Origin of the sequence: Flavobacterium sp. (assembly GCF_043720215.1) — a bacterium.
Taxonomy (GTDB): Bacteria; Bacteroidota; Bacteroidia; order Flavobacteriales; family Flavobacteriaceae; genus Flavobacterium.
In genome coordinates this window covers 1-12,861 of sequence record NZ_JAYSSZ010000144.1, presented here as the reverse complement: position 1 = coordinate 12,861, position 12,861 = coordinate 1, and the positions used below count along the sequence as shown (strand labels likewise).

Genomic DNA, 12,861 nt, shown 5'->3' with positions numbered 1-12,861 from the left:
ATTTCTTCTGAATTTTTAAATAGATTATTCTTTAATAACAATATATACACATTGTTTTAATTCTGGTTTCTTTTCTGTGAAATATAGCAACCATTTCTTCAGATGTTCTATCTCATAAGGAAGTAAATTCTTTACTGCCTTTTTTAGCTCTTTCATAAAAAGTTTAGCATCAAAACTAACTTTTTCCAAAACATCTTTCGTGTAATCGTAAATCATTCTAGACATAATAAGTAAGATTAAAATGAGTAATTAGATTAATAACTTATTATAAATGTAAAAAAAAATATTTTAATAATCGTTAAAATACATATTAAAAACGATTAAGTGTTTATTATTACTATAATTATACTATAAATATTACAATTAAATAAAAATCACTTTCAATTTGTATCCCTACAATCTGAAAGTGATTTTTGACTAAGTAAATTAAAACTTATTTATCCTTAGTAAACTCAAAACTTTGTGCACCAAAACTTAATTTGAAACCTGATTTTTGTTCATTAAATTGAACTGTTAATCCAGCTTGATCAAAAGTAAATTTACCATTTCCAAGATTTTCTAATGGAACTGATTGTTGCCCAGTTGCATTAATAACTAAACTATCATCTTCTTGAGTAAAATTAATCTTAATAGGAATTTGAGTACTTGAGAAATTTCCTAAATAAGAATCAAGATTCATTCCCTTTTCAACTCCATTTTTAGCATCTGTCCAAACATTATTTGCAGAATTCATATCAGGAAAAACGTGATCTGGATCTATAGTGATACTTTCTAATTCTTCAGTAGAATTGTATTTGAATGACCATGATTTGTTGCGTTCCCAAATTTCTACTGGCAAAGTCATTCTTGAAGTTGCACCACTTTTAGTTTTAACTTCAACAATAACAGGCATTGGCATTTTTTCTAAATTGTCAACAGTAATTACAGCTCCTTGTTTAGCATCATTTTTTACATATTTTACTTTAGTAATAGCCTGATCTAAACGCCAATTATTGATAAACCAACTTCTCCAAAACCAGTTCAAATCTTCACCCGAAACATTCTCTATAGTTCTAAAAAAATCATCTGGAGTTGGATGTTTAAAAGCCCAACGCTCAACATAAGTTCTAAAAGCTTTATCAAATCTTTCTTTTCCTAAAATTTGTTCACGCAACATAGTTAAACCTGCACCAGGTTTTGTGTAAGCTAAAATTCCTAAATTTGCTTCTTTTAATCCATCTGGAGCAGTATAAACAGGTTCCATTTCAGGGTTTGTTAAGAATCCTGAAGCTTGATGCATATTCATTGCAGGTTGTTTGTATTCTCCTTTGTTAAAATCATCAGCGCTTAATGAATTGATAAATGTATTAAAACCTTCATCCATCCAAGCAAATAAACGCTCGTTAGAACCTACAATCATAGGAAACCAAATGTGTCCAAATTCGTGATCTGTAACTCCCCATAAATCGAATCCTTTAGATTCCCAGCTACAAAAAACAATACCTGGATATTCCATTCCGCCTTCGTTACCAGCAACATTTGTTGCAGCTGGATAAGGGTATTCATACCATCTTTTAGAATAATTTTCTATTGATGTTTTTGTATATTCTGTAGATCGTCCCCATGCATCATTTCCTTTACTTTCTACCGGGTAAGCAGAAACTGCTAATGATTTTTTCCCGCTTGGTAAGTTAATTTTAGCGGCATCAATAACAAATGAAGCTGAAGAAGCCCAAGACATATCACGTGCATTTTTAATTTTAAATTTCCAAGTTAATGTTTGTTTTCCGGCAGGGCGAGAATTTGCATTTGTAACTTCATCTGCAGAACGAATCATTACCGTTTTATCACTCAATTTTGCTTCACTCCATCTTTTTTGCTGTACTGGTGTATAAACTTCTGTAGGATTTAATAATTCTCCAGAACAAACAACAATATGATTTGCTGGAGCAGTAATAGCTACATCCAAATCTCCGTATTCTAAATAAAATTCTCCAGCACCTAAGTAAGGTAATGTATTCCAACCTTTTACATCATCATACACACACATTCTTGGATACCATTGTGCAACAGTATATATTTTTCCGTTTTTTGTTTCTAATACTCCCATTCTGTCAGAACCATAAAAAGGAGAAACAAACGAATAATCAATTTTAAGTTTAACACTTGCGCCATTTGCTTTTAGCTCTTGTGGCAAATCTACTTGCATTCTGGTATCAATAACTGTAAATTTAGCATTCGTTTCAGAAGATTTTCCGTTTAATGTCGAAATAACTTTAACAGATTTTACTCTATAACCTCCGTCAAATTCTTCTCCTTTTGCACCGTTTCTACTTCCTTTAAGCGGAATAATAGCATTTCCTCGGGAGTCTTTTTTGAAAAGATTTTGGTCCAATTGCATCCACAAAAATCCTAATTTATCTGGACTATTATTAGTATAAGTTACTAATGCTGATCCCGAAATTTCATTTTTAACATCGTCTAATGATGCTGTTAATGAATAATCGGCTCTGTTTTGCCAATATTTTGCTCCAGGTTGTCCGCTTGCCGAACGAGTTTCAGTAGCATTTTTTGAATAAAAACCAGGTGCAAATGCATCGTGATAATTATAGTTTGATGTTTGTTGTGCAGAAATTATATTACTTCCTACAACTAATGCGGAAATAAATAATCCTTTAAGCATGTTTGATTTCATATTCTTTTTTTTTTGATTGTTAAAATTAGAATAACTTTTCGGCTTTTTGTTACATAAAAAGTTAAAAAAAACACCAAATTAAATTGGTGTCAGGTTTATTTAAGATTTTTATTGACCTTAAATAGATTTATAAATCCTGTTTATTGGAATTACAACTCCTTGTTTTAGTATTACTCTTTTATCAGTAACTCCCCAAATAGTGGTTTCTACAACCTTTTTAGATTGATCATCTTCAAAATATATTTTAATTTTAGAATGTTCTAAATTTCCTAACGAAAGTGCTCTGTCTAAATCGGAACTTCTTTGATTAATTTCTTCTTTACTTTCAAGAACATCTGTAGATGGAAAGTGAAGATTGTCTATTGATTCTTTTTCTATAACTTGAAAATTTGCATCCATAATGTACTTATTATTAGTTAATGATAAAATGAGGTATTATAAAAATAGTAAAATATTTTTTAACCCGATAGATTATAAATATAAAATAATTATTCATTTTAAATAATATCTTGCAGTAAATTAATAATCCTCGAAAATATAGTGATGGAAATTATCATTAAAAATCAAAACACATTAGCCAAAATAAATAGTTTTGGTGCAGAATTAATCAGTTTAACAAAAAACAATAAAAACTATATTTGGACAATAAATGAAGAATTTTGGAACAAAACGTCACCTGTTCTGTTTCCCATTGTAGGAAAATTAAAAAATGATTCGTACACCATAAATAAAACTGAGTATTTCATGCCAAGACATGGTTTTGCAAGAAATTATGATTTTGACATTAGCAATCAAACTGAATCTTCAGTGACATTTTCATTAAAAGAAAATCAACAAACTTTAGTTCACTATCCTTTTCAATTCGAATTGCAAATTTGTTACACATTAGTCGAAAACAGTCTTGCTATTTCTTATTTGGTTAAAAATAATTCAACTCAAAAAATGCCTTTTTCTATTGGAGCTCATCCAGCATTTAATATTGATTCCGATTTTAAAAATTATTCTTTGCAGTTTGAAAATGATGAGAAATTAATAACTCACGAACTAGAAAACGAACAATTTTCAGGAAAAACAAGAAGCATTAATTTAAAAAATAAAACATTGCCTCTCACCTACTCATTATTCGAAAAAGATGCTTTGGTCTTTATAGAGTTTAAATCAAAATATGTACAAATTTTAAAAAATAATCTTCCATATTTAAAAATTAATTTTGGAAGTTTCCCAAGCCTCGGAATTTGGACAAAGAAAAATGCTCCTTTTTTATGTATAGAACCTTGGTTTGGTTATGCTGATGAAGCAACCTCAAATGGTAATTTATTTGACAAAAAAGGAATTCAAATATTAGATATAAATAATACCTTTAACACTTCTTTTTCTATCGAAATTTTATAATATTATGAGTACATTTTCATTTCTTCCGTTTAAAAATTTAGAATCCGAAAGATTGTTATTAAGACAAATAACAACCAAAGATATAAACGAAATTTTTGCTCTAAGAAGTAATCCAGAAACCATGAAATATATTCCTAGACCATTAGTTACAAAAATGGAGCAAGCGATGGAACATATAAAAATGATTCAAGATAAGATAGAAACAAACGAAGGAATAAACTGGGCAATTACCTTAAAAAGCGACCCAAAAATGATTGGAATTATTGGTCATTATAGGATTCGTTGGGAACATTTTAGATCCGAGATTGGTTATATGTTATTACCAGAATACCATGGAAAAGGAATTATAACTGAAGCAATACAACTTATGATCGATTATGGTTTTAATGAGATGAATATGCATTCCCTAGAAGCTATTATAGACCCTAAGAATACTGCATCAGCAAGGGTTTTAGAAAAAAATAACTTCATAAAAGAAGCACATCTAATTGAAAATGAATATTATGACGGTAAATTTCTAGACACTGTTATCTATTCTTTGCTAAAAACTCAATAAAACAAAGCGTTTTGGAATGATTTTTGATAAGTAATCATCAAATTCCATTATATGAACTGTTTTTTACGACTATTTTTTTTATGTATTACTACCGTTGCTTTTTCTCAAGAAGTCACTGATTCATTAAAATCAAATCAACTCGAAGAAGTAAAGCTAGAATCACAACGATACATAAAATCTAAAAGAAATAGTTCGCAACAAATTCAGACAATTTCTCAGAAAGAAATTGAATTAGGAAATTATCAAACCACAGCAGAAGTATTATCAAATTCCGGAAAACTCTTTGTTCAAAAATCCCAACAAGGTGGTGGAAGTCCTGTGATTAGAGGATTAGAATCTAACAGAATATTACTTCTAGTAGATGGTGTTAGAATGAATAATCTAATTTTTCGTGGCGGTCATTTGCAAAATGTAATTTCTGTAGATGAAAATATGTTAGAAAATACTGATATCCTTTTTGGAGCCTCATCTACACCGTATGGAAGCGATGCTTTAGGCGGAGCTATCAATTTAATTACAAAAAGACCTTTTTTACTTTCTGATAAAAATACAAAAAGATTTTCAGCTAGTTTAAATACTAGATATGCTACGGCAAATAATGAGCAATCGGGTTATGGTGATTTTAGATTTTCTGGTGGAAAATGGGCTACGCTAACTGCAATTTCTTATAATGATTTTGGAGATTTAAGAATGGGAAGTAAAAAAAATAGTCATAATGATTTTTTTGGAACAAGATCTAACTATATTGAAACTGTAAACGGAGTTGATACTATTGTAAAAAATGATAATCCATTAGTACAAAAATTCTCTGGGTACAAACAATACAATGCTATGCAAAAAGTTTTGTTTAAACCAAATGCTACAACCGAACATAGTCTAAATTTGCAATATTCAACAACATCAGATATTCCTAGATATGATAGATTAACAGATATAAGTAGTAATGGGGATTTGAAAACTGCAACTTGGAATTATGGTCCGCAAAAAAGAATTTTAGCTGGTTATATGTTTAATAAAGAAAAAGCATTATTAAATAGTGATTTAACTATTGGTGTCGATTATCAGAATATTGAAGAAAGTAGAATTACTCGCAAGTATAAAAGTACAAGTGAAGAATCAAGACTAGAAAAAGTAAATGTTTATTCTATAAATGCCGATTTAAAAACTAAAATTGGTAAAGGTGAATTATTATATGGTATTGAAGCATTTTATGATGATTTAAATTCGACCGCAAACGCTGTAGATATTATAACTGGAATAATAAAACCAATAGACACGAGATATCCTAACGGTGAAAATTTTACTCTAAAAACAGATGTTTTTGCAACCTATATTTCTAAACTTACCGAAAACACATCTTATAATTTAGGAGGAAGAGTTGGCTACTCAAAATTGCATAGCGATATTGCAGATAATAGCTTTTTAAGTTTACCCTTTACAGAAATAAATCAAAAAAACACAACATATAGTGCTACGGCAGGAATTGCAAATAATTCTACAAAAAATGTAAAAGTTAGTTTCAATGTTGGAACTGGGTTTAGAACTCCAAATATTGATGATTTAGCAAAAGTATTTGAATCGACTGCTGGGGTACTAATTGTTCCCAATGAAAATTTAAAACCTGAAAAAAATATCACGGGAGATTTCAATATAACTTTATACGATGACAAAATTTTCGAGTTAGACAATACTGTATTTTACACAAGATTGTATGATTTTATTGTAACTTCTAATTTTTTATTTAACAATCAAAGTACAATAGTGTATGATGGCACTTCAAGTATTGTACAAGCCAATCAAAATTTAGGTAAAGCATCTATTTTTGGATATTCGACAGCATTAAAGATTAATTTTTTAAAATCTTTAAAATTTTACGGTAGCTTTAATTTTACATATGGACGCCTTGAATCTGATGGAACAAATACAGAAAAACCACTAGATCACATTCCTCCCTTTTATGGTAAAACTGGTTTTAACTACGAAAATAAATGGATAAATTTTGATTTGAATATGCTTTATAATGGCAAAAAACATTTAGAAGATTATTCTGCTAGTGGTGAAGATAATTTAGTTTATGCTCCCGTAAACGGAATGCCAGCTTGGCAAACCTATAACTTTAAGGCAGCTGTAAAACCATTTGAAGACTTTACAGTTTTTTCAGGACTTGAAAATATTTTGGATATTCAATACAGAAATTTTGCTTCTGGAATAAATGCTTCAGGTAGAAATTTCTACATTGGAGCTAAATATACTTTATAATACATACAATAAAAAGGAGATAAATTTTAATTACTTTAGCAAAAGATTCTAGAGCTAATGTTACATAAATTTTATCTCCTTTTTATATTATTCTCAAGCTTAATTCATGCTCAGACTTACGCTAAAGTAAATGGAATCGCGGCTCTTGTACTTGTTCCGAACATAGGAATAGAAACACCCATTGCTGAAAAATTAACTTTTCAAGTAGATATAGCTGCTTCTTTTTGGAAATCAGCAAACAATGCTCCACTTCAATTTGTAATTATTACTCCCGAAATAAGATATCATTTTAAAGAAAACTACAAAGGTTTTTATATTGGAACTCATCTTGGTGGAGGAACTTTCAAATTGCAAAAATGGAGTTACTTATATACTAATTATTATCAAAAAGGGTACAATTATTTTATTGGCGGAACAGTTGGTTATAAAAAAAGTATTTCAAAAAAATTACTATTAGATATATTTATTGGTGGAGGCAGCCAACAAGCGTTTTATAAAGGATATTATTTAGACACTAATACTCGTTACGAAACAGCAGAGAAATATAATAAAAGTGGAGAATTCTTACTTTATCGAGGCGGAATAATGATTTGCTATTTAATTTATTAAAACTTTGGTAAAGTTTGCACATACAATTCTTCAACTTTTTTTCTTGCCCAATCCGTTTTTCTCAAAAAAGTTAAACTCGATTTTATTGATGGCTTTTCGTTGAAACATTTTATATTTATCAGTTCTCCTAAAGTATCAAATCCATAATAATCAACTAGTTTTTCTAGGATATTTTGAAGTGTAATTCCGTGAAGAGGGTCTTTAGATTTATTAGTTTCCATAACACAAAAATAGAATTAAAAATTTCAATAAAAAAACTATAAAAATTACATCTGATGATTTTTCTATTTAAATTTTTCTCTTATTTTTATTCTAGCTACAGCCTCCGCATCCACCACAACCGCTGCTACAACCACTTCCGCTATCTCCACTACTGCAACCACTATCAAAACTTGATGAATAATTATCGAATCCACAACCTGAACAACCAGTTCCACCATCTGTGTGTTTTTTATTCATTTCCTGGGCTAAATCCTGATCAATTTGGCTTAATAGTTCATAGTTAATATTATTTAACATAAATATGTTTCCTCCAATTAATTTGATGAGTTCAAGTGCTTTTTGATTTTCAATGTTATTTATACTTGAACGTTCTTTATTTAAACTTTCAATTTCTTTTTCAATTTTTCTTTTTAATTCAGTTCCATATTCTGTATAACTATTAATATTAAATAATTTTTGAAAAACATTTTGAGAAAAACATTTTTTTAAAACAGATGTTTTGATTAATTCATTTTTAAAATTAGATAATGTTCTAGAATTTTGATAACCTATTTTAACTAAATTTCTAAAAAGTATTTCAATTGTATTGTCATTCTCGAATGTTGACAAAAAAAAATTTTCGTGATTTTCAGCATTATAACTTTTGAAATTCTGACCAATACCAACATACTTATAAACCCTTATTTCGTCTCTGCTATGAGGTTTTCTTTCTATTTCAAATGTTTTTAAAACTTGTTTTAACAATAAATCGATAAAAGTAATTTTCAAGAGTTCTCTATGTGTAACTTTTTCTTTGGTTAAAATATAAATTTCTGCAGGAGTTAATTCAGATAAATATTTCATTTAAAATGGTTTTTTTATAATCCAATTTCTTTTTAGGTTTACTCTTTCAAACTCAATTTCTGAAAATCTAATTTGACTAGATGGCCAAATATCTTTTGGAGTTTCGCTTTTAAAAACTTCTAAATAGAATTCTTTAGTCTTTTCATACCAATTTGTATATTTCATTTTTTCGCTTTCTCCACCTTTAGTTGGTCCGTGATGAATTTTTTTTTTGATTGTATTCTCACAAAAATCTTCCCAATAAGATTGGGTATAAAGCAAATGCAAATGCCAAACTTGGTCAACTTGGTCAGAAGGTGTTAGTGGATGATTTGTAACTGTTAGAAGAAAAATAAATTTCTTGTATTCTAAAATTGTTCGAATTGAATATTCAATTGTCCAACCATTTTCTCTTGCAAGTCTATCCGTAAAACTTAAAGGAATTTCTGGTTCGTCCAATTCAAAATTTTTAATTTCGTTCCACAATTTTAGTTGTTCATCATTCATGCTTTTCCTGTATTTTGCTTTGACCTTTTAAAATATTTACCGCAAATTATTGGTCTAATAAAATAATTTCGTGAAAAACTTAGTACCATTTTTTCTTTTTAAAATAAACAATCATTCCTAAAAGCAAAATAAGCATAGCGGCTAAAATTAAGAAATAACCATATTTCCAGTGCAATTCGGGCATATTGTCAAAATTCATTCCGTAAACACCAACAATAAATGTAAGTGGCATAAAGAAAACCGAAACAACTGTTAGGGTTTTCATAACTTCATTCATTTTATGATTTTGTGCCGAGAAATAGAAATTAGAAGCACTATCGAGCGAAATCATATCATATTCTATTTGCTCTAAAAGTTCTAAAGACTTTTGATGCAAACGATCAAAAAAACTATAATTCTCTTTTTCTATAGCATTAAAAACATTGTCGTCTTTCATACTTTTTATCGAATATAAAGAATCTCGCAAAGGAATAATAGAGCGTTTCAGGAAATTAAAATTATCCCGATGTTTTTCTATTTGTTCTAAAATTTCTGGTTTGGTATTTGTTTTAGATAAATTAATTAATGCCTCCACGCTATCCTCTTCATTTTCAATAGTAATATAGAAATTTTCCATAATGGCATCGAGTAGCAAATACAGTAAATAATCTGCTTTTTTCTCTCTTACAATTCCAGAATGAGTTCGTATTCTTTCTCTAATATGAGTAAAAAAGTCGCTCTTTTTTTCTTGGAAAGAAGATAGGATTCCATTTTTAAGTAAAAAACTTATTTGTTCTACATTTATATTATCCGAGTTTTCTATTGGCAATAAAGACTTGACATTAAAGAATAAAACATCATGATATTCGTCGAGTTTGGTTCGTTTTGTAGTGTTTAAAATATCACCCAACATAAAATTATCGACCTTCAGGAAATCTCCAACTTGCTTAATGATTGCTATGTCATTTAAACCATGAATATTCAACCAATTTACTTTGTTAAGATCTATTATAGAAAGTAAATCTTTGCATTTATGGTCTGCACATTCTGTCAGATTTTCATTGTCATATACAAACAATTGCATTTCTGTGGCAATATTTTTATGACTACCTGTATATTCAAAAAATGTAGGGACGACTTTTTTCCCTTTTTTGTATTTTATTTTTCGCACTTTATAATAATTTGATATAAAGATAGCCGTTTTTAAAAATCAAAGATTATTTTTACAAAAATTATTTTTCATGAAGACATTAATCATCAATATAAAAGAGTTACTTCAAGTTCGAGATAATCATATCGATAAAGTTTCTGGTCACGAAATGGCGATTTTACCCAAAATTGACAACGCTTTTTTATTAATAGAAGATAATCTTATTGCCGATTTTGGTCCAATGTCTAATTGTCCTGATATTAAAACTAACCAAACTATCGATGCAACTGGCAAAACTGTTTTACCAACTTGGTGCGATAGTCATACGCATATTGTCTATGCAGGCAATCGAATCCAGGAATTTGTAGATAGAATAAATGGTTTGAGTTATGAGGAAATTGCCAACCGTGGTGGCGGAATCTTAAATTCCGCTAAAAAATTGAATGAAACTAGTGAGGAAGATATTTACAACCAATCGAAAGTTCGTTTAGAAGAAATCATGCAACAAGGAACTGGCGCTGTCGAAATAAAATCAGGTTACGGACTCACAGTTGAAGGTGAGCTGAAAATGCTTCGAGTAATCAAAAAATTAGCCACAAATTATCCTATAAAAATAAAAGCAACCTTTCTTGGTGCACACGCATTCCCTGCTGAATATAAAGAAAATCATACAGCTTATATCGATTTGATTATTAATGAAATGCTACCTAAAATTGCAGAAGAAAAATTAGCCGACTATATTGATGCTTTTTTAGAAACTGGCTATTTTTCAATACAAGAAACCGAAAAAATTATGGAAGCAGGAAAAAAATATGGTTTGATTCCTAAAATTCATGTCAATCAGTTTACAGCCATAGGCGGAATTAAAGCATGTGTAAAATACGAAGCCCTTTCTGTCAATCATCTCGAAATTGTAACCGACGAAGATATTGAAGCCTTAAAAGGAAGTAAGACCATGCCTGTTGCATTGCCAAGTTGTTCCTACTTTATTAGTATTCCTTATACGCCAGCACGAAAAATGATAGCTGCAGGATTACCACTTGCTCTTGCTACCGATTATAATCCAGGAACTACTCCATCAGGAAATATGAATTTTGTTGTTGCAACTGCTTGTATAAAAATGAAAATGACGCCAGATGAAGCCATAAATGCTGCAACAATAAACGGAGCATATGCTATGGGGATTTCTAAAACTCACGGAAGTATTACAAAAGGAAAAAGTGCTAATATTATAATTACAAAACCATTAAGTACATATTATGAAATGGCTTATTCTTTTACAAGTAATCTAATAGATTGTGTTTTTATAGAAGGGAAATTGATATAAAAAAAAAGTCTTTCAATTATTTCGAAAGACTTTTTTGGGTAAATTAACCAAAATTAACCAAAAATATATTTTATCTCAATGCAAATGTTGTTTTTGAAGCTAACTCACCTTTATCATAAACATTTACAAAATAAGTTCCTTTTTCAACATTTTCCAATGCTAACTCGGCAGTAACTTCAAGACTTTCATTTTTAAATTTTACTGGAGATGAATAACTGTAATCTAGAATCATAGGACCGAATTTTTTAGAACGTTTTTCTCCTACAATATTATTTTTAGCATCAATTATCTGAACATAATATTCTTTTTCGCAAGGTTTAGATATTTTATTACCTATAACCAAAAAAGTAATCTGTAAAACATTAACCTTACTTGCTTTATCAGTAGATTCCAAATCACCAGTTTTTAATTGTTTTAATGTAGCTGTTTTTAAATTTATAATAGATATTTTAGAACCTTTTCTAATAACTTTATTTAAATCTTCATTCATTGCTACTAAAGTATCATTGTATTTTTTAGATTGATTTAAAACAAGAATTGTACTATCTCTTTGCACCTTAAGAAGTTCATTATTCCTCTTCAATTGAAATTTTTCTTTTGTAAGAGAGACTACAACATTTTTCAATCTATTTACTTCTGTTTTATATTTTATTAATGATGCAACATCAATATTTGTATTATTAATCTCATCTAATAGATTAGTCACTTTTTGTCTTTCAACAATCAAATCTGTTTTTAATGATGAATTTTCAGAAATAGCTAATTCTAATGAATCCTTAGATTTATTTAATTCAACAACTATAGCTGTTTTTTCATTATTCAATATTCTTTTCGTTTCTTGAAAATCATTATAATTCTTATACGAATAAGCTAAACAACATAATAAAGCTAATCCTAAAGTAGCTGAAATAATTTTCAAAGATGGTGCACTGTTAAATAATCCCATAACGTTTTGTTTTATAGTTTTCAATAGTTAACAATTCAAATATACATTATATTCATAATAATCAATCAAAAAATTAATAAAAAATAATAAAAAATAGGTAATGGTGAATTTTAATTACTTTTTTAACTAAATATCTATTTTTTAATCTAACTGAAATTAATTAAAAACATCTAACCAAATTTAGTTATATGTAAATTAAATTAAGGTATGACTCATTATAAAATAACAATTATTACTTTTTATTTTTTTTTTGCAAATTACAATTATTTGGATTCAAACCAAATCCAATAATTACAAAACAGATATAAACAAAAAAAATATCCTTATCAAATACATGATGAGGATTTCTCAAAAGAAAGGCGACATTTGATATTAAGAGGAGGAAGCCCAGTGGGCTTCAGGTATTTAAATTTTATTG

At 28.7% G+C, this 12,861-nt stretch carries 13 protein-coding genes; 5 read left to right on the top strand and 8 right to left on the bottom strand.

Features of this window, described 5'->3' with window-relative positions:
* Window positions 1-24: 24 nt before the first annotated feature.
* The 3 genes from ACHZC3_RS06695 to ACHZC3_RS06685 form a co-directional block, all read right to left on the bottom strand.
* The gene (locus ACHZC3_RS06695) at window positions 25-225 is read right to left on the bottom strand and encodes a hypothetical protein (RefSeq protein ID WP_394759100.1); all 201 of its coding nucleotides are present in this window, start codon (window positions 223-225) and stop codon (window positions 25-27) included.
* A 208-nt stretch (window positions 226-433) separates the two neighbouring features.
* Entirely contained in the window at window positions 434-2,674 is a 2,241-nt protein-coding gene (locus ACHZC3_RS06690) for a M1 family metallopeptidase (protein WP_394759099.1), read from the bottom strand.
* A 117-nt stretch (window positions 2,675-2,791) separates the two neighbouring features.
* Window positions 2,792-3,073 carry a hypothetical protein gene (locus ACHZC3_RS06685; RefSeq protein ID WP_394759098.1) on the bottom strand — a complete coding sequence of 94 codons (282 nt, stop codon included), beginning with the start codon at window positions 3,071-3,073 and terminating at the stop codon, window positions 2,792-2,794.
* Window positions 3,074-3,217: 144 nt separating this feature from the next.
* Between ACHZC3_RS06685 and ACHZC3_RS06680 the strand changes: the two genes are divergently transcribed.
* Genes ACHZC3_RS06680 through ACHZC3_RS06665 form a run of 4 tightly spaced genes read left to right on the top strand, consistent with a single transcriptional unit; the run spans window position 3,218 to window position 7,490 of the window.
* On the top strand, window positions 3,218-4,066 hold the full coding sequence (locus tag ACHZC3_RS06680; protein ID WP_394759097.1) for an aldose 1-epimerase family protein: 849 nt from the start codon (window positions 3,218-3,220) through the stop codon (window positions 4,064-4,066).
* Window positions 4,067-4,070: 4 nt separating this feature from the next.
* Window positions 4,071-4,622, top strand: a complete 552-nt coding sequence (locus ACHZC3_RS06675; protein ID WP_394759096.1) for a GNAT family N-acetyltransferase — start codon at window positions 4,071-4,073, stop codon at window positions 4,620-4,622.
* Window positions 4,623-4,673: 51 nt separating this feature from the next.
* Complete coding sequence (locus tag ACHZC3_RS06670; protein WP_394759095.1) at window positions 4,674-6,881, top strand: TonB-dependent receptor plug domain-containing protein; 2,208 nt, start codon at window positions 4,674-4,676, stop codon at window positions 6,879-6,881.
* A gap of 57 nt (window positions 6,882-6,938) precedes the next feature.
* Window positions 6,939-7,490 (top strand): DUF3575 domain-containing protein, encoded by a 552-nt coding sequence (locus ACHZC3_RS06665; protein WP_394759094.1) that lies wholly within the window; start codon window positions 6,939-6,941, stop codon window positions 7,488-7,490.
* Here the strand turns inward: ACHZC3_RS06665 and ACHZC3_RS06660 are convergent.
* The 4 genes from ACHZC3_RS06660 to corA all read right to left on the bottom strand — a co-directional run bounded on the left by ACHZC3_RS06660 (window position 7,487) and on the right by corA (window position 10,191).
* Window positions 7,487-7,711, bottom strand: a complete 225-nt coding sequence (locus tag ACHZC3_RS06660) for a VF530 family DNA-binding protein (protein ID WP_394759093.1) — start codon at window positions 7,709-7,711, stop codon at window positions 7,487-7,489. The two genes, ACHZC3_RS06665 and ACHZC3_RS06660, sit on opposite strands and share 4 nt — an antisense overlap.
* 91 nt (window positions 7,712-7,802) lie before the next feature.
* Window positions 7,803-8,555, bottom strand: a complete 753-nt coding sequence (locus ACHZC3_RS06655; protein WP_394759092.1) for a hypothetical protein — start codon at window positions 8,553-8,555, stop codon at window positions 7,803-7,805.
* Window positions 8,556-9,041 (bottom strand): glycine-rich domain-containing protein, encoded by a 486-nt coding sequence (locus tag ACHZC3_RS06650; RefSeq protein ID WP_394759091.1) that lies wholly within the window; start codon window positions 9,039-9,041, stop codon window positions 8,556-8,558. It lies immediately after the preceding gene.
* Between the two features lie 79 nt (window positions 9,042-9,120).
* Window positions 9,121-10,191 (bottom strand): magnesium/cobalt transporter CorA, encoded by a 1,071-nt coding sequence (gene corA / locus ACHZC3_RS06645; RefSeq protein ID WP_394759090.1) that lies wholly within the window; start codon window positions 10,189-10,191, stop codon window positions 9,121-9,123.
* Between the two features lie 70 nt (window positions 10,192-10,261).
* Between corA and hutI the strand changes: the two genes are divergently transcribed.
* Entirely contained in the window at window positions 10,262-11,497 is a 1,236-nt protein-coding gene (gene hutI, locus ACHZC3_RS06640; protein WP_394759089.1) for an imidazolonepropionase, read from the top strand.
* Between the two features lie 70 nt (window positions 11,498-11,567).
* On the opposite strand, the gene ACHZC3_RS06635 is transcribed toward hutI, so the two are convergent.
* On the bottom strand, window positions 11,568-12,443 hold the full coding sequence (locus tag ACHZC3_RS06635; RefSeq protein ID WP_394759088.1) for a hypothetical protein: 876 nt from the start codon (window positions 12,441-12,443) through the stop codon (window positions 11,568-11,570).
* Window positions 12,444-12,861 lie beyond the last annotated feature (418 nt).

Excerpts from the sequence above, each read along its gene's own strand:
- hutI (WP_394759089.1), top strand. The coding sequence starts at position 10,262 with ATGAAGACATTAATCATCAATATAAAAGAGTTACTTCAAGTTCGAGAT.
- ACHZC3_RS06650 (WP_394759091.1), bottom strand. The coding sequence starts at position 9,041 with ATGAATGATGAACAACTAAAATTGTGGAACGAAATTAAAAATTTTGAA.
- ACHZC3_RS06675 (WP_394759096.1), top strand. The coding sequence starts at position 4,071 with ATGAGTACATTTTCATTTCTTCCGTTTAAAAATTTAGAATCCGAAAGA.
- ACHZC3_RS06680 (WP_394759097.1), top strand. The coding sequence starts at position 3,218 with ATGGAAATTATCATTAAAAATCAAAACACATTAGCCAAAATAAATAGT.
- ACHZC3_RS06660 (WP_394759093.1), bottom strand. The coding sequence starts at position 7,711 with ATGGAAACTAATAAATCTAAAGACCCTCTTCACGGAATTACACTTCAA.
- ACHZC3_RS06635 (WP_394759088.1), bottom strand. The coding sequence starts at position 12,443 with ATGGGATTATTTAACAGTGCACCATCTTTGAAAATTATTTCAGCTACT.
- ACHZC3_RS06670 (WP_394759095.1), top strand. The coding sequence starts at position 4,674 with ATGAACTGTTTTTTACGACTATTTTTTTTATGTATTACTACCGTTGCT.
- ACHZC3_RS06695 (WP_394759100.1), bottom strand. The coding sequence starts at position 225 with ATGTCTAGAATGATTTACGATTACACGAAAGATGTTTTGGAAAAAGTT.
- ACHZC3_RS06685 (WP_394759098.1), bottom strand. The coding sequence starts at position 3,073 with ATGGATGCAAATTTTCAAGTTATAGAAAAAGAATCAATAGACAATCTT.
- ACHZC3_RS06690 (WP_394759099.1), bottom strand. The coding sequence starts at position 2,674 with ATGAAATCAAACATGCTTAAAGGATTATTTATTTCCGCATTAGTTGTA.
- ACHZC3_RS06655 (WP_394759092.1), bottom strand. The coding sequence starts at position 8,555 with ATGAAATATTTATCTGAATTAACTCCTGCAGAAATTTATATTTTAACC.
- ACHZC3_RS06665 (WP_394759094.1), top strand. The coding sequence starts at position 6,939 with ATGTTACATAAATTTTATCTCCTTTTTATATTATTCTCAAGCTTAATT.